Origin of the sequence: Shimia sp. R9_2 (genome assembly GCF_017743735.1) — a bacterium.
GTDB lineage: Bacteria > Pseudomonadota > Alphaproteobacteria > Rhodobacterales > Rhodobacteraceae > Shimia.
On the sequence record NZ_JAGHRO010000001.1, the window covers coordinates 589886 to 606650 of the forward strand.

The 16765-nt window shown below is 55.3% G+C and carries 14 protein-coding genes; 7 read left to right on the forward strand and 7 right to left on the reverse strand.

All coding sequences use genetic code 11. The features are described from left to right. Nucleotides 1-238 precede the first annotated feature (238 nt). The 3 genes from J7400_RS02730 to J7400_RS02740 all read left to right on the forward strand — a co-directional run bounded on the left by J7400_RS02730 (nt 239) and on the right by J7400_RS02740 (nt 3028). Nucleotides 239-892: a peroxiredoxin gene (locus tag J7400_RS02730; RefSeq protein WP_209058750.1), complete on the forward strand. Its 654-nt coding sequence runs from the start codon at nt 239-241 to the stop codon at nt 890-892. Between the two features lie 235 nt (nt 893-1127). Next, a complete protein-coding gene (locus J7400_RS02735; RefSeq protein ID WP_209058753.1) occupies nt 1128-1439 on the forward strand; it encodes a hypothetical protein in 312 nt (103 codons plus the stop codon). Then, nucleotides 1436-3028 carry a methyl-accepting chemotaxis protein gene (locus J7400_RS02740; protein ID WP_209058756.1) on the forward strand — a complete coding sequence of 531 codons (1593 nt, stop codon included), beginning with the start codon at nt 1436-1438 and terminating at the stop codon, nt 3026-3028. Before J7400_RS02735 ends, J7400_RS02740 begins: the two co-directional genes overlap by 4 nt. Before the next feature lie 95 nt (nt 3029-3123). Here J7400_RS02740 and J7400_RS02745 read toward each other — a convergent pair whose 3' ends face one another. Further along, a complete protein-coding gene (locus tag J7400_RS02745; protein WP_209058758.1) occupies nt 3124-3912 on the reverse strand; it encodes a glycosyltransferase family 25 protein in 789 nt (262 codons plus the stop codon). An 84-nt stretch (nt 3913-3996) separates the two neighbouring features. Then, on the reverse strand, nt 3997-6138 hold the full coding sequence (gene pnp, locus J7400_RS02750; protein ID WP_209058760.1) for a polyribonucleotide nucleotidyltransferase: 2142 nt from the start codon (nt 6136-6138) through the stop codon (nt 3997-3999). 251 nt (nt 6139-6389) lie between these two features. Here pnp and J7400_RS02755 point away from each other — a divergent pair, with 251 nt between their 5' ends. Both J7400_RS02755 and J7400_RS02760 read left to right on the forward strand, forming a co-directional pair. After that, on the forward strand, nt 6390-7322 hold the full coding sequence (locus J7400_RS02755; protein WP_348540101.1) for an SGNH/GDSL hydrolase family protein: 933 nt from the start codon (nt 6390-6392) through the stop codon (nt 7320-7322). 445 nt (nt 7323-7767) lie between these two features. After that, the gene (locus J7400_RS02760; protein WP_247738572.1) at nt 7768-8277 is read left to right on the forward strand and encodes a hypothetical protein; all 510 of its coding nucleotides are present in this window, start codon (nt 7768-7770) and stop codon (nt 8275-8277) included. A gap of 18 nt (nt 8278-8295) precedes the next feature. Here the strand turns inward: J7400_RS02760 and J7400_RS02765 are convergent, their stop codons facing one another. The 4 genes from J7400_RS02765 to truB form a co-directional block, all read right to left on the reverse strand. Beyond that, the gene (locus J7400_RS02765; protein ID WP_209058762.1) at nt 8296-9015 is read right to left on the reverse strand and encodes a sterol desaturase family protein; all 720 of its coding nucleotides are present in this window, start codon (nt 9013-9015) and stop codon (nt 8296-8298) included. Between the two features lie 146 nt (nt 9016-9161). Further along, nucleotides 9162-9431: a 30S ribosomal protein S15 gene (gene rpsO / locus J7400_RS02770; protein ID WP_209058765.1), complete on the reverse strand. Its 270-nt coding sequence runs from the start codon at nt 9429-9431 to the stop codon at nt 9162-9164. A gap of 147 nt (nt 9432-9578) precedes the next feature. After that, the gene (locus tag J7400_RS02775; RefSeq protein WP_209058767.1) at nt 9579-10088 is read right to left on the reverse strand and encodes a DUF1643 domain-containing protein; all 510 of its coding nucleotides are present in this window, start codon (nt 10086-10088) and stop codon (nt 9579-9581) included. A gap of 16 nt (nt 10089-10104) precedes the next feature. After that, nucleotides 10105-11016 carry a tRNA pseudouridine(55) synthase TruB gene (truB, locus tag J7400_RS02780; protein WP_209058769.1) on the reverse strand — a complete coding sequence of 304 codons (912 nt, stop codon included), beginning with the start codon at nt 11014-11016 and terminating at the stop codon, nt 10105-10107. Nucleotides 11017-11458: 442 nt separating this feature from the next. Here truB and J7400_RS02785 point away from each other — a divergent pair, with 442 nt between their 5' ends. Both J7400_RS02785 and J7400_RS02790 read left to right on the forward strand, forming a co-directional pair. Continuing rightward, entirely contained in the window at nt 11459-12619 is a 1161-nt protein-coding gene (locus J7400_RS02785; protein ID WP_209058771.1) for an ABC transporter substrate-binding protein, read from the forward strand. A gap of 81 nt (nt 12620-12700) precedes the next feature. After that, a complete protein-coding gene (locus J7400_RS02790; RefSeq protein WP_209058780.1) occupies nt 12701-15355 on the forward strand; it encodes a methyl-accepting chemotaxis protein in 2655 nt (884 codons plus the stop codon). A gap of 72 nt (nt 15356-15427) precedes the next feature. Here the strand turns inward: J7400_RS02790 and J7400_RS02795 are convergent, their stop codons facing one another. Beyond that, on the reverse strand, nt 15428-16762 hold the full coding sequence (locus J7400_RS02795; protein ID WP_209058782.1) for a S41 family peptidase: 1335 nt from the start codon (nt 16760-16762) through the stop codon (nt 15428-15430). Between the last annotated feature and the right edge of the window lie 3 nt (nt 16763-16765).

The following is a 16765-nucleotide window of genomic DNA, read 5'->3' on the forward strand; positions in this document are numbered from 1 at the left end:
TGCCTGCGGTACATACTCGGCGCAAGTCCGCGGGTATCGAATGCGACGCCGGGTCTTCTTTATTTGCTCTGCGAAATAAACACCCGTCTACAGGGGTGACGTTCCAAGGAGGTGGATGTACTCTGCGCGCGATCTGAACATTTGATTTAGATGAATTTCAACGCCGCCACACCCAGCGGGGCTCATTTTGGGCAGGATGGCGAGATGCGTTTAGAGCCCCATGACCAGGGAGAGACCAATGGGCCTGAGAATTAATGATGTTGTGCCAAACTTTACCGCCGAAACGGATCAGGGCACGATCACTTTCCATGATTGGATTGGGGACAGCTGGGCGATCCTGTTCTCCCACCCTAAAGACTTTACACCTGTCTGCACCACCGAGTTTGGTGCGGTTGCCCAGCTTGCCGGTGAATGGGCAAAGCGTGGCACGAAGGTGATGGGCGTTTCTGTTGACGGTGTGGAAGATCACAAAGGCTGGAAGAAGGACATCGAGTCCTACGCTGGTGCAGATGCGGGCTTCCCGATCATCGCAGATGATGGACTGGCGGTGTCCAAGGCTTTTGACATGCTTCCAGCGGAGGCCTATCTGCCGGACGGACGCACCCCTGCGGACAGCGCCACCGTGCGGTCGGTGTTCATAATCGGCCCTGACAAACAACTGAAACTGTCGATGACCTACCCGATGAACGTGGGGCGCAATTTTGCAGAGATTCTGCGGGCGCTTGAGGCGCTGCAAACCGCTGCGAAGGAGAATGTTGCGACGCCGGCGAACTGGACGCCGGGGGGTGACGTTGTGATTCCTGTTGCTGTGAGCGATGAGGACGCAACGGCAAAATATGGTGAGTTCACAACACACTTCCCGTATCTGCGTACAACCAAGCTGCCGGGTTAATAGCGGCGGGCTCACGATCTAAGTCATTGTTCTTATGTCTGATTTATGAAAATCAGCACTGATAGAAAAAGAAGCACTGTCATGTTTTGGCGGTGCTTTTTGTGTGTATGACCTGTGTAGATTGATCTCTACACAGAGCAAAGGTTATTCAATACGCTAAATTCTTAAGCGTTTGTGCGCCGCCTGCTGCGGGACAATTAAGCTGCTGGAAATACATTTCCGCGCAGATGGGCGCATGACACAGCCTCTCCAATACCTGCCAGCGATTCTCGCTACGGTGTTCTGTCTGGCAGTGACCCCTGTTCTGGCAGTGGTCAGTGCGCCGTTGACAGAGGGGGGACCAGTGGTGGTTGTGGCAGGTCCGGGAGCGGATCTGGAAGCCATTGTGAAAGCCTCCGATGGCTGGCTGGTGGGCGTTTCCCGCGCCCCGATGGCTGTGATGGGAATGTCAGATAGCGCGAACTTTGAAGACAGACTGAAAGAAAATGGAGCATGGGCCATTTTGGACGGCAGGGCGCTGTCTTGGCTGTGTGGAGAACAAGCATGATTGAGAATCCAAAACTAATTCATTCGCAGCAAACCGGCGTGAAAGTCATGGCGATCCTGACTGCGTCTCTGGCCGCTCTCGCTGTGGGGGTTGCAGTTCTGCGTGGTGGCAACATCGTTGCGATGGGCGGATCGTCTGCGGTTTTGGTGGGGCTGGCGCTTTATGCCATGCGGCTAAACGGCAATATGGCGGCACGCCTGAGCGTTGCGGTGGCGAGCTCTGGTCAGATCATGGTGCTGCTTGCGGCCATGGCCGGGCATGCCTGGCAGCTTGATATTCACATGATGTTCTTTGCGATGCTGGCGATCACCACGGTGCTGGTGTGCCCGGTGGCAATTCTGGTGGCGGCCGGGGTGATTGCCGTGCATCACCTTGCGTTGACGTTTCTCTTTCCGGCGCTGGTCTATCCTTCGGTGGATTTGATGGGCAATGTGCAGCGTACGGTAATCCATGCGGTGATCGTTGTGGCGGAAACCGCCATTCTGGTGGTTTCTGTGAACAATTACCGCAAGCAGCTTCAGGAACTGGCCAAAGAGCAGCAGGCACAGCAGGATCTGATGGATACGCTGAATGTTGAAAAGGCGAGTATAGAGGCAAAAGAGCAGATTCAAACAGAGGTCGTGGATACACTGCACGGCAAGTTGACCATGATTTCTGAGGGGAACCTTGACGCCTATATCCGTGAACCCTTTGAGGATAGCTATGAAGACCTGCGTAAGAGCTTTAATGCTTCTGTGGCTTCACTCAGCGGTATCGTGAGTTCTGTTCTGTCGATTTCGAGCCAGATCGAGATCGACAGTCGCGAACTGCGTGAGGTGTCCTCCAATGTGGCGCATAGCACCGAGAAGCAAGCGGGTGAGTTGCAGCATGTTACCGGTGCAGTTGAACAGATCGCCGAGGCCATGAAAGGCGCAGTGGACAAGGCTGTTGATACCCAACAACGCTTTGACAACACCACGCGCCTGACGCAGGAAGGCACAGAAGTTGTGCGCAAAGCCGTCACCACAATGGATGAGATTGAAGCCAGCTCCAGCCAAATCGATACTGTAGTAGCTTTGATCGAAGACATTGCCTTCCAGACTAACTTGCTCGCGCTGAATGCTGGCGTTGAAGCAGCTCGTGCGGGCGAAGCTGGTGCCGGGTTTGCGATTGTAGCCTCCGAAGTTCGTGAATTGGCACATCGCTCCGCTGAGGCCGCTCAGAATATCAATACTCTGATCAGCCAGAGCAATGGTCATGTGGCCAGTGGTGTGTCTTTGGTGCGCGAAGTGGGTAGTGCGCTAGAGACGATTTTGGGCGACGTAAGCGAAGTGCGCACAAACATTGCTGAAATTTCCGAGATCTCTGACAAGCAAGCGCAATCGGTTGCTCAGATCCGCGACAGTATGCAGACAATTGGCTCTGAGACGCAGGCCAACGCGGCGCGCTCTGAGGAGGCATCCGCAGCAACATCCAGCCTTGATATGGCGGTTGACCGCCTGGTGGATGGGCTGTCAGGTTTCCAAGTCGCTGAAGCTGTTGAGAAGGCTTCTGAGGAAGCGATCCTGTTTGAAGGCGGCGATAATGATGAGGTCTGGGAAGCAGCATAAAGCGTTCTTGCCATGAAAAAAAGTATGACCGCCTCTGTTCTTGGAGGCGGTCAATTCATTTTCTGCCTTCCGAAGTTGATCAACTGACTAGTTTGTTATGAAGAACGATGAAGGGTTTTGAACTTGTTCAGAAAAACCCACCCATAGACAGGGAGTTTTCGCCGCAGAAATTGCTTTGAACGCGGCAAGGTGCTTGTCGATCGGGATCCCATTGCGTCTATTGAGCTTTGAATCTGACGCGGAGGCACAAGGACTGGGTCTAGGTGCATGCCGCCACCTGTCTCGGCGAACCAAGCGCGCATTCGATCGTCCAGTGGGCCATCAATACCACCGTGATATACATGGTTGACAAACGCGCGTGCGCCTTCTTTTGTCCAGAGGCAAGCGGTTGTGAGAACAGGAAAATACCAGGAACGCAATAGCTGGCGTCCTGACAGCGCAGCGAGTGGTTTGTTTCGTTTGCGATATGCATTGCAAAGATTGACACAATCCAAACGGTGTTTGGGATTTGCTTCGTGCCACTTTATTATTTCAGATACGTTTTGTGCCAATGACTTCGGAACATCGGCGTCGTCTTCCAGAATGAGAAGGTATTCTTCGGAGCCGGCGATAAATTTTTCGAGTGCATGTAAGTGGCTGAGGAAACACCCAATTTCGCCACTGCTCAACTCACGTCCAAACAAGTGGGTTTGTCGCGCAATATTATTCAGGTGATGGGTTTTCAGATCGTTCGCCCGACCGTCGACCGCAGGAAAACGAGACCAAGAGAGGTCCGCGTCCTGCAAGAGACTGCCTGTTACTCGAAGCCTCTCAGCGTCCGCTTCCAAATTGATGACCCAAGTCACCAGTCGTGCGAGTGGAGTTTCATCTTGTTGCTGTGGCATGTTTTGTCCCACACTGTTGCCAAAGCTGGTAAGCAAGAGAGCCCGACCAATGGCCGGGGCTCTCTGGTGTCTTATATTCAAGACTTAGTCGTCAGACTTTTCTTTTTTCTCAGGAACGATCTCTTCGCCGGTTTCCTGATCCACAACTTTCATGGACAGGCGCACCTTGCCGCGGTCGTCAAAGCCAAGCAGTTTGACTTTCACTTCCTGGCCTTCTTTCAGAACGTCGGACGGGTGGTTCAGACGGCGGTTCTCGATCTGAGACACGTGCACCAGACCGTCGCGCTTGCCAAAGAAGTTCACGAAGGCACCGAAGTCGACGATTTTCACAACTTTACCAGTGTAAACCGCGCCTTCTTCTGGCTCTGCCACGATCGCGTGGATCATGTCATAGGCCTTCTGAATGGAGTCGCCATTCGGGGACGCAATCTTGATCACGCCTTCGTCGTTGATGTCGACTTTCGCGCCGGAGACTTCGACGATCTCGCGGATCACTTTACCACCGGAGCCGATCACCTCGCGGATCTTGTCGGTTGGGATGTTCATGGTCTCGATGCGCGGAGCGTGGACGGAAAACTCGGATGCGCCGGAGAGAGATTTGTTCATCTCACCCAGGATGTGCATACGGCCTTCTTTGGCCTGTGCCAGCGCTTTTTCCATGATCTCAGGTGTGATGCCTGCGACTTTGATGTCCATCTGCAGCGAGGTGATGCCGTTTTCGGTACCCGCCACTTTGAAGTCCATGTCGCCGAGGTGATCTTCGTCACCCAGGATGTCGGTCAGGATCGCGTAGTCACCACTGTCTTCCAGGATGAGGCCCATGGCCACACCGGCAACGGCGGATTTTAGGGGCACACCTGCGTCCATCATGGATAGGGAGCCACCGCAAACAGACGCCATGGAAGAAGAGCCGTTGGATTCGGTGATCTCGGAGACCACGCGCACAGTGTATGGGAAGTCGGTTGCCGCTGGCAGAACCGCCTGCAGCGCGCGCCATGCCAGTTTGCCGTGACCGATTTCACGACGGCCCGGGGAGCCCACGCGGCCAACTTCACCCACAGAGTAGGGCGGGAAGTTGTAGTGCAGCAGGAAGTTGGAGCGGAAGTTGCCGTGCAGCGCGTCGATGATCTGCTCGTCGTCGCCGGTGCCCAGAGTGGTCACCACGAGGCCCTGTGTTTCACCACGGGTGAACAGAGCGGAGCCGTGGGTCCGTGGCAGCATGCCGGTTTCACAGACGATGTCGCGGACTTCGTCGGTTTTGCGGCCATCAATACGGGTGCCGGTTTTCACAACGTCGCCACGCAGGATGCCTGCTTCGAGCTTTTTCAGCGCGGAGCCGAGGTTCGCGTCTTCCAGTTGCTCTTCCGTCAGAGCTTCTTTGATCGCGTCGCGGGCCGCGGCCACAGCAGTGGTGCGCTCCTGCTTGTCACGCAGAGCGAAGGCTGCGCGCATCTGCTCTTCGCCAGCCGCTTTCACCGCGTCAAACAGCTCGGTGTATTCTGGTGGCTGGAAGTCAAACGGCTCTTTGGCAGCTTCTTCGGCCAGATCGATGATCAGGTCGATCACCGGCTGGATCTGCTCATGTGCGAAGGTCACGGCGCCCAGCATCTCTGCTTCGGTCAGCTCATAGGCCTCAGATTCAACCATCATGACGGCGTCTTTGGTGCCGGCCACTACCAGATCCAGACGCTGGTCCGGGTTAGAGCGCAGATCCTGCATGTCGTCAACGGTTGGGTTCAGAACGTATTCGCCGTCTTCAAAGCCCACACGTGCGCCCGCGATTGGGCCCATGAATGGTGCGCCAGAGATGGTCAGGGCGGCAGAGGCTGCGATCATTGCCACGATGTCTGGGTCGTTGACCAGATCGTGGGACAGCACGGTGCACATCACCAGAACTTCGTTTTTGAAGCCATCAACAAACAGCGGACGGATCGGACGGTCGATCAGACGCGCGGTCAGGGTTTCTTTTTCAGTCGGGCGCGCTTCGCGCTTGAAGAAGCCACCCGGTACTTTACCGGCGGCGTAGTATTTCTCTTGGTAGTGTACGGTCAGCGGGAAAAAGTCCTGACCGGGCTTTGGTGCTTTTGCAAAGGTCACGTTGGCCATAACGGAGGTTTCGCCCAGAGTGGCGATCACGGTGCCATCGGCCTGACGGGCCACTTTGCCCGTTTCCAGTGTGAGCGTCTCTTCGCCCCACTGCATGGATTTCTTTGTTACTTCGAACATCATCGTATCCTAGCTGGGAGCCCTCCCGAGCGTATCCCGGGTCTCCCGTTTGAAATAGCGGCCCCATCGCCGCCGATCCCCCTTATCTTGCTTCGAGCGCCGGGATCAGAGCGCAAGCTTTCAGATGACCGGCCCATATCGGAAAATAAGGCTTTTGGAAACCAGATTTTGCGTAGGATAAGCGTTGAAGAACGCGCTTTTGGCGCGTTTTGCCCCTTGAGACTTGCGACTATAGCGGGAGTCGCAACACATTGTTCACGAAGCAATCGTGGCAATTAACCATAAATTGGGCGAGATTGAGCTGGACTGATGCGGCTTGGGGGCTTGCCGTGTTCGATTCGAATTTGCCTGAATTAGGCGTGCGTATGAGAGACCATTTGATAAGAGCCCCATATACCCTTTTGTTGGCCATCGGATTTGCGGTGGTGTTCCTTGTTGCGGGGTGCGCGTCAACGCTTCCGCTTGAGGATATACCCAATGTATCTTCGGAAGAGTCTTCGGAAACAGCTGTGCTCTCAAGCACGGCGGACGTTGTGGCCAAAAATGCTGTGGTGCCCCAAGAGAAAGGGGCACGTATCCTGGCGATGGGCGACAGCATGATGGCATGGCACAGCTTGACGCAGAAGTCTGTGTCACATGCTTTGGAAAACGCGCTTGGAGAACCGGTGGCAAGCAACGCAGTCAGCGGGGCGCGTGTGCTTTATAAATTGCCGGTTTCGGGAGCCATGGGCATGAAAATCGCCAGCCAGTATCGCAACGGCACGTGGGATTGGGTGGTGCTTAATGGTGGTGGCAACGATCTTTGGCTCGGCTGTGGGTGCGGGAAGTGTACCCGCAAGTTGAACAAGCTTATCAGCGAGGATGGAAAGCGTGGTGCAATACCTATGCTGGTTCAAGAATTGCGCCAGAAAGGCGCGCAGGTGGCATGGGTTGGTTACTTACGCAGTCCAGGGGTGTGGTCTCCGATTGAAAGCTGTCGCGACAATGGAGAGGCGCTTGAAGCGCGTATCGCCAAGCTCGCCGCATTGGACCGCGGGGTCCATTTTGTCTCTCTCGCGGATCTTGTCCCGCATGGAGACCGTAGTTTTCATAGCGGAGACATGATCCATCCGTCGCTGAAAGGCAGTCGCGAGATCGGCAAGCGTGTGGCGGCCGTGATCGCAACGCACGACAAAGTCCAGTAGTCTATTAACTATCTGATTTGAATGGTAAGTCGCCGCGCTCTCGGGTGCGGCGTCTTGCTTTTGGGTGAATGATGTCACGACTTGCATTTTCTGATTAAAATTGTCAGATATTGCGTGCCTAGCCAAGATACTCTTTCGATAGCTCTGGTTACCAATTCTACGTGCGTGGTTTGTCGTCGTTTCAAATGACCAATCGCGCGCGGTTCATTGTTGAGCTGAAAGGAAACACAATGGTTCATGCATTTCTGGGATTGTTGGCGGCAGATCAAACTGCGCAGGGCTTTGGGAGCGGTTTGAAGCCAGAATTGCGTGAGGCAATGGAAGCCAGCTTGCGGTTTCCTGCAGCCGCAGCGTCTCCGATGCCAATCACACCGGTTGACCCCGCGGGTTTGCCTCAAAATGTGGTGCCGATTGTCTCTGCTGTAAACGATGGCAGGAAGCAGGCATGAGTAAGATGGATCGAAACGTCGTCAATGCGCACTCGGTAAAAGCGCTGCGCACCATTGGGTGTGACGAGTTTGAATATGGCCTGTTGCCTGTATTGCGTCACATCATGTTGGGGCTGTCTGAGGGCGATCCGCGCGGTTGGGCACGGGGGCAGGATATTGCTGTGGAGCGTTGGGGGGAGGCGATTGGTTTGCCCGTCGCGCATTTGCTCAATCGTGTGGCTCTGGCTCTTTTTGATAGCAGAGACGGTGGGCCTGAGATGATCGATCCGCTTTGCATCGAAACCCGCGAATATATGACAGATGATGAGATGCAAATCATGTCGATGTTGCATCATATGCGGCGAGACAAAGCATCAGGCGCACGCAGTGCTGTCGCCTTTGTTACGCGCGGGCGTATGGATCCAGGTTTGATCCGTGCAGGCCTTGGTTTTGCCCACCGGTTTCCTGCAGGCGTCAAGCCGGCAAGCCGCAAACTGGGCAAACCAAAACTCTCCATTGTGGCGTAAGCCTGCCAAGCGCAGGCGCTAGGAGGCCTTCTTTGCGCCTGGTCGTTGGGTGATGCCAAAGGCTTTGCGCGCTGTCACCAGCCGCAGATCATCGGGGTCCATCCCCATGGAGAGCAGGGTTTTGCGATCATAGCGCGCCCGCGCTTCTTCTTTGTCGTGGGCGGTGCCAAACAGCCGGTCAATCCAGTCAAAGCCGAAGCTGACCTGAAAGGTGGCGTGGTGGTCCTGAAAGTGATGGGCGAGGTGTTTGCGTGTCACATACTGGCCGAATTTGCCTTTATTCACATTCAGATGAGACAGGGTGTGGCAGTATTCATAGGTGGCAAAGGCGGTCACCGAGCCCACAAAAAGCGCGATATATGAGAAGGTGAAGGCCGTTCCCAAGCCGAACAGCGGCCAGAGCAGAAGCGTGTGCAGGGCAATCGATACGAGGCCGAAGCGCACCGGATACCAATGGTCACCGCCAGTGAAATATTCCGGGTCGGACGGGAATTCATGATGACCGATATGGCTGCGGTAGAGCTCGTTAAACACGCCCTGATCGGTGGGCGGTTCGCGGTGCAGCAAGAAGCGGTGCATGGCATATTCAACAAAGAGCTGCGCGATATAGCCATAGACCAGTGCAACGGGAATCCACCACGAAAGATTCTGCGTGATCAACCACAGACCAACAAGCCAGAACGGCAGCAGGCGGTGCAGGCTGCCCATACGGATCAATACCGACAATGCGTCTTTCATGATGTGCTCTCCCTTTGGCCGCACAGTCTGTTTGCTTGTGCCGGGACTGTCAAATTTGACTTGGCGTAAAGCCGTGCGGGCAGCCCAAAGCAAAACGCCTGCTCGTGGGAGCAGGCGTTTCAGATAATCTCGCAGTGAGCGACGTCTTAGCGACGGATGCCCAGACGCTTGATCAGGTCCTGATAGCGTGCTTCGTCTTTGGCTTTGGTGTAGTCCAGAAGCTTACGACGCTGAGCAACCATTTTCAGAAGACCACGGCGGCCGTGGTTGTCTTTCTTGTGGGTTTTGAAGTGCTCAGTCAGGGTGTTGATGCGGGATGTTAGGATCGCAACCTGGACTTCCGGAGAACCGGTGTCGCCCTCTTTGGTCGCGAATTCTTTCATCAGGCGTGCTTTTTCTTCAACAGTGATCGACATCGGGGTCTCCTATATCAAAAGGTTTCGGGCGCAAGCCGGGATGTCGTCCAGCAAGGTCCATAGAGAAATCCGCCGGAGAATCTCCGGTGGATGGGCGTATTTAGTCCTCAGAGGCCAAAAAGAAAAGGGTTTTGTGCGCTAGATCTCTCAGAGATCCCAAGGTTCGGGCTGTTGGGCGTAGGAGATATAGAGCGGATGGCGGGGGTGACCTGCTTTGGTGAGGCCCAGCGTGTGCATGGGTTTGCTCAGACTGGCGAGAACGTCGCGCATTTCAAAGCCGCGGTTCATATGGTCGCCATGGGCGCCCCAGGCGGCAAGGATGACATCGGCCCAGTCACAGCTTTCGGCCACGATGGCGTCATTGTCCGGCCCGGTCGGGGCCGGGTGGGCGCGCATTTTCTTGGGGTCGGTTTCACGCAGGGCAAAGATATTGACCGCGCGAAAGCCGCCAAACCCCAGCGCGCGGGCGCGGCGTTCGCAGCGCTCGATGGTGGGGTCGTTCTGCTGCTCTGTAGCCTTGGAGGGGTTGAGCATGATGAAGAGCACGCGCGGCTGCGCATCGTCCCACACACGGGTCAGCGCATAGCGATAAGTTTCGCATTCCGAGTAGATCGCGGAGGAGGTGGCATCCTCTTTCTGAAAATGGCGTGTGATCATAGAGCAGCGACCGGGGTTATCCGGCTTTCACAAATACCCGGTTGGGGTGCAGCTCGCCCGCTTTGAAGATGCCCACGGCCACGGCCTCGTCATCATAGCTGGCCCAGCATTCCTCGCCGTATTCCACATCATGGGCGATCACCATGCCGGGGTTGCCGTTGCGCAGACGGGCGGCGCCATCTGGGGTGGCTTTGACCTCGGTGAGCTCTTCCAGGCCCTCTTCAAGCGGGCGCAGGTGGGAGTCGAGTTCGGGTTGTTTGGCCATCTCGTCAATTTGTTCAATGGTGAGGCCGTCGGCGGCGTCAAACGGGCCGGACCAGATGCGGCGCAGCTCGCGCACGTGGCCGTGACAGCCAAGCGCCGCGCCAAGATCACGCGCAATGGAGCGCACATAGCCGCCTTTGCCGCAGGTCATTTCAAGGGTGACGTGGTCTTGATCTTTGCGGTCCACCATCACCAGCTCTTCGACCCAGAGCGGGCGGGCGGCAAGTTCCACATCCTCGCCTTCACGGGCCAGTTTATAGGCGCGCTGGCCGTCGATTTTCACCGCAGAAAACTTGGGTGGCACCTGCATGATGTCGCCCACAAACTGACCCAGCGCCGCTTTGATCTCCTCGTCAGAGGGGCGCAGATCGGATTGGGCGATCACTTCGCCTTCGGCATCATCGGTGTTGGTGGCCTGCCCCAGACGTACGGTGAAGGTATAGGCCTTTAGCGCATCGGTGATGAACGGCACGGTTTTGGTGGCTTCGCCAAGGGCCACGGCGAGCACGCCGGTGGCATCGGGATCAAGGGTGCCAGCGTGGCCTGCTTTCTTGGCATCAAAAGCCCAGCGGACTTTGTTGACCACAGCGGTGGAGGTCATGCCTGCAGGCTTGTCGACCACGAGCCAGCCAGAAATATCACGTCCCTTGCGCTTACGTCCCATGACCCAACCTTTGTCTCTCTTGGAAGTGTGATGAAGGCGGCGGCCTAGCGGATTGGAAGCCGGGTGTCAATTTGACCCTGTGAGCTGTGCTTAGAGAATCAGAGCACGCCTAAAAAAGATCGCAGCCTGAGTATGGAGTTTCAAAGTCAATGCATGGTTTTAAACCGCAGACATCAACACTCTCTAGAGTTTAGTTGTGTGTTGAGGGAAAATTGACGAAGCAACTTTGAATTGAGAGTTGAGTCGTTTTCTCTATTCAACCGAAAACCCCATAAGCCTCTGAAATACAGCTATAGTTTTCTAGATGCGTGACTATCAATCCAAACCAGCTCAAATTAGATTGAAAATGAATACCCTTAGGTATCCGTGCCAAAAGCCGATTAACGGAAACTTATGATGGTGATTCAGAGACTGTGAAGATCAGCGAACCGGAGATCTTTATATGTTTTTCAGAAACACGATGCTCGCGGCAGCCACAATTGCCGCTTTGCCTATATTTGCCAATGCAGAGCAAGGCATAACCGATACCAGCGTGACCTTTGCTCAGGTTGCCGCGCTGGACGGACCAGCTGCCGCACTTGGCACAGGTATGCGCCTTGGCATCATGGCAGCTTTTGAGGAGGCGAATGCTGCGGGCGGCGTGCATGGTCGCATGTTGAAACTGGAAAGCATGGATGATGGCTATGAGCCGGATCGTTCTGCGACTTTGGTCAAATCTGTCGTGGAAGGAAACAATCATATTGGCTTGATTGGCCCCGTTGGCACGCCAACATCCTCAGCGACACAACCGATCGCCACGGAAGCCAACATGCCCTTTATTGGCCCATTCACAGGCGCAGGATTTTTGCGCGACGCGAGCCATGGCAATATATTCAATGTGCGCGCAACCTATGCCGCCGAAACAGAAGCGTGGATCGAATACCTTGTTGACCAGCAGGGGCTGAAAAACATCGCGATCCTCTATCAAGATGATGGTTTTGGCCGTGTGGGGTTGGCAGGTGTGAATGCTGCGCTTGAAAAACGCAGTATGAGCCTTGCGGCAGAGGGCACCTACACTCGTAACACAGTTGCCGTGAAAAAGGCGCTTCTGTCGATCCGCAAGGCCAAGCCAGATGCCGTCGTGATGGTTGGAGCTTTCAAGCCGGTCGCCGAATTTATCAAGTTGGCGCGGAAGATGAAGATCGATGCGGAGTTCGTGAATATTTCATTTGTGGGCTCATCGGCGTTGGCCAATGAATTGGGTGCAGATGGTGAGGGCGTGATTATCAGCCAGGTGGTGCCGTTTCCTTGGGATGCCTCCATCCCTGTCGTTGCACAGTACACTGAAGCACTGGCAGCATTGGATGCAGAAGAGAAACCAGGTTTTGTGACGCTGGAAGGCTACATGGTCGGACGTCTGGCAATCGAAGGGCTGAATGCAGCTGGCAAATCTTTGACACGCGAAAGTTTTCTGGCGGCGATGGCAGGACTTGAAGCTGTCGATCTAGGTGGTGTGACCATGACTTTCGGCGCGGGCGACAATCAGGGCATGGACGACGTCTTCCTAACCCGTATCGCTGCTGATGGGAGCTTTACACCTATTGTCGCTGCAGGCGGTTCTTAAAACGCAAGTTCGTGAAAATGCCAAATTGCCCCGCCTGTTTCGGCGGGGCACTTCGCCAAAAGATTATCTAGAGGTACGACCATGCTCCGCTCACGAGCGTCTCAGATTTTACGCCGACTGAATGTCCTGTCGAGCATACGCGGTAAAATCACCTTCCTATTGCTTACGCTCATGGCTGTCGCTTTTGGTGCTGGCTATGTGAATTATCAGTCCTTTGATCGTGTTGATCAAAGTGTGCGCAAGATGACGGATAGTGATCTCCCCAAACTGGCGCAAAGCAACGCTCTGATTATGTCGGCCAACAACACCAAAGATGCGATGATCGCTGTGCTGGTGGCCAATAATGCTGAAGAGCTGGAAGCCGCTTCACAAAAGGTGCGCGCTTCGAGCGCGGAGCTTACGTCTGCCGTAGATAGCCTGCCGGAAGAAGTGAAAGCCGAATTTGAGGCCGATCTGAAACAAGTGCGTAATACGTTACGTACTTCGATATCAGCCCGCACAACAGCCTTTGAAAGCACAGCCCAATCCAATGCAATGATTGCGGACCTGCAGGCTGCAGGAGCCGCCTTAACCGGTGCATTGCTGGAAATTGCTGACGACGCCTATTTTGACATTGTGGTGCAGGGCGAGGATACGATGACCTCAATTGATGCCACATTGCTTGATTTGGTCGACACACGCTTTGCAACGCTACAGGCACTATTGGACACGCGCGCTGAGATCAATTTTTTGACGGGTGTGTCTTTGGCGATGTCTACGTCCAAAGATCGCTCGATGCGCTCGATACTGTCGGATCTTGGAATTTCGTCGCACAACCGTTTGAAAGAAGCCCTTACCACTCTGGAGGGTTTTGAAGCTGGTGCGCCGGTTGCGGACTCTTTGCAGGAAGTCTCTGCCGGATTGCTCAAAGCGATTTCAGCAGGCCTGATTGGCCGAGGTGTACCACGTGATGAGGTTTTGGCCATTCGCCAGCGTGCGGACGCCATTCTTGTGAGCGCCGTGGACGATATGCTGTTTGAGCTGACAATCGCGGCTGACGATGCCGCGACTGGGAACCGAGAAGCCATCCAAGGGCTTCTTGATAACGAAGTGGCATTTATGAATGCGCTGCTGGAGATCAATTCCGCGCTTGGTGTCTTCCAGAGTGACGCTCTGAAAGTTGTGACTGCCCATACAGTTGATGCTGCGATGCGCGAAGAAAAGGCTATGTCTGCGGCCGCTCAGAAATTGGTGTCATATAGGGATTTTGGAGATGGGCGCATCGCTGAGATGATCGACCAAATCACTGCGATTGCAGAGCCTGGGCTGGGGCTTGCCTCGTTCCGTATCGCGTCTATCGAAGCGGATGGTTCAGCGACCGAAGCGGCCAACGAAACCGTGGACGCTGTACTCAAGATTGCAGGTCAGGCCTCCATGCGTGGTTTGGAAAGCCAAGGCACCATAACCACTCAGGCCAAAGCGCTCGCTGCCGATGCATCGCAGGTGAAAGAACACCTCATGCTCATGGGCTGGGCAGCGCTTGGCTTGGTCGGTGTTGCGCTTCTGCTCAGCCATGTGTTGATCAGCCGTCCTTTGAATGCGATTAGCAAAACAACCGAGCGCCTCTCTCAGGGGGATATGAGCCCTGTCGAAGGTTTTGAACGGGCCAGTGATGAGATCGCTCGAATAGCCAATGCGCTTAAGGTTTTCCGTGACGGTCTTGTCGAGAAAGAAGAAAATACTCGGGTTGCCGAAGCAGAGCGCGAAAAGAACCGTGCCGAGCAGATGGCGGCGGTGGATGCGATTGGCACCGGCTTGGCGAAACTGGCGGATGGTGATCTGAGTTATCGTATCGAAGCAGAGTTGACCGCGGGCTATGCCAAGTTGAAAGATGATTTCAACACAACTGCCGAAACGCTGAATGAAACCGTTCAGGAAGTGGTCAGCGTGGCAGAGTCGATCCGCAACGGTTCCGCTGAGATCAGTCAGGCCTCCAACGATTTGGCGTATCGCACCGAAAGTCAGGCGGCAACGCTTGAGGAAACGGCATCTTCTATCGAAGCATTGACCAACAGCGTGCAATCCGCAGCGAGTGGCTCACAAGATGCCGCCATCACGACAGAGAACGCCCGCGATGAAACTGCGGAAAGCCGTAAGGTGGTCGAAGATGCCGTCTTGGCGATGCAGGACATCGAAACCAGCTCCGCACAGATCGCGCAGATCATTGGCGTGATCGACGACATCGCATTCCAGACCAATCTTCTGGCATTGAACGCTGGGGTCGAGGCCGCACGCGCCGGAGATGCCGGACGTGGCTTCGCCGTGGTTGCATCTGAGGTGCGCAGCCTGTCGCATCGTACAACGGATTCAGCGAGCGAAATCAAAGACCTGATTTCCAAGAGCACGCAACAGGTCGAGCACGGAGTGGATTTGGTCGCCAAAACAGGCGAAGCCCTGCGCAGCATTTCTGACCGGGTGAGCCATATCTCAGGGCTCGTTGGACATATTGCGGAATCCTCTGCGTCTCAGGCGAACGGATTGTCAGAGGCCAATAAATCAGTGTCTCAGCTGGATCAAGTGACGCAGCAAAATGCTGTGATGGTCGAAGAAACAAGCGCTGCGGGCCAACTGCTCAGCCAGAATGCAGAAAGGCTCTCCGGCCTCATGTCGCACTTTGCTGTGTCCAATTCTTCGGAACTGTCCGTAGACGAAGAGGATTGGGAAGAAAATCAAGAACCTCAGTGGGCAGCTGAGTAAAGCCTGCTGTGCTCTTAAAACATAAAGGGCGCTGATATGATCAGCGCCCTTTCGCGTTTTCTATGGACCCGATTACTCGGTTGGGCCGAGGGCTGAGAGGCCTTTGAGGATATCGAGCGCATAGGCGAGCTGATAGTCCTCTTCGCGCAGCTTGGCCGCGGCTTCGGCTTTCTCGCGATCTTCTTCGATCTGGCGACGTTCGTCCTCAGTCAGGCTGTCGTTGTTGAGGCTGCCACGCAGATCCGCTTCACTGCGGATATTGCGGTTGGTTTCCTCTTCATCCTCTGTCTCCGGCGCACGGCGCGGCTGTTCGACAACGATGTCCGGGCTGACGCCGAGGGCTTGGATGGAGCGGCCAGACGGCGTGTAATAGCGCGCAGTCGTGAGACGCATCGCACCGTCACCACGCAGCGGCATCACAGTCTGCACAGAACCTTTGCCAAAGCTCTTGGTGCCAACAACAATTGCGCGGCGATGATCTTGAAGGGCGCCAGCCACAATCTCTGATGCCGAAGCAGAGCCACCGTTGATCAGCACGACAATCGGTTTACCTTCAGCCAGATCGCCGGGTGTCGCGTTGTAGCGCTCTCCATCTTGCGGATTACGGCCGCGGGTCGAGACGATCTCACCCTTTTCAAGGAAGCTGTCAGACACGCTGATCGCCTGGGTCAGCAAGCCGCCTGGGTTGTTACGCAGATCCAGCACGATGCCGTTGATGTTTTCCATGCCACCAAGTTCTTCAACTTGTTTGGCAAAGCCACTTTCAAGGTTCGGAGTGGTTTGGTCATTAAACGTGGTCACACGCAGAACAACGCTATCACCCTCGGTGCGGGAACGTACGGCGGTGAGCTTGATGGTGTCACGGATGATGGTCACGTCAAACGGTTCGGGTTCGCCCTCTCGCACCACTGTGATCACGATCTCGCTGCCCACCGGGCCGCGCATACGTTCGACCGCCTCATCAAGGTTTAGGCCTAGAACGCTTTCCCCGTCCACATGGGTGATAAAGTCACCTGCTTCGATGCCGGCGGAGGCAGCCGGCGTGTCGTCGATTGGAGAGACGACTTTTACAAAGCCTTCTTCCTGAGTGACTTCGATGCCCAGCCCGCCAAATTCTCCGCGTGTTTGCACGCGCATGTCGCTGGCATCATCCGGAGAGAGGTAGCTGGAGTGAGGGTCGAGCGACGTCAGCATGCCGTTGATTGCTGCTTCGATCAGGTCCCCCTCGTCCACTTCTTCAACATATTGAATGCGAATGCGTTCAAAGATGTCGCCAAACAGGTCCAGCTGTTCATAGACGTTGGTCTTGCGCTCGCTTTCTTGCGCAAGGAGCGGCCCGGCCACCTGAGTGGTGACCAAAAGCCCCGCCACGATGCCTCCTGCTGCGGCGGCGACGAATTTCTTCATTGC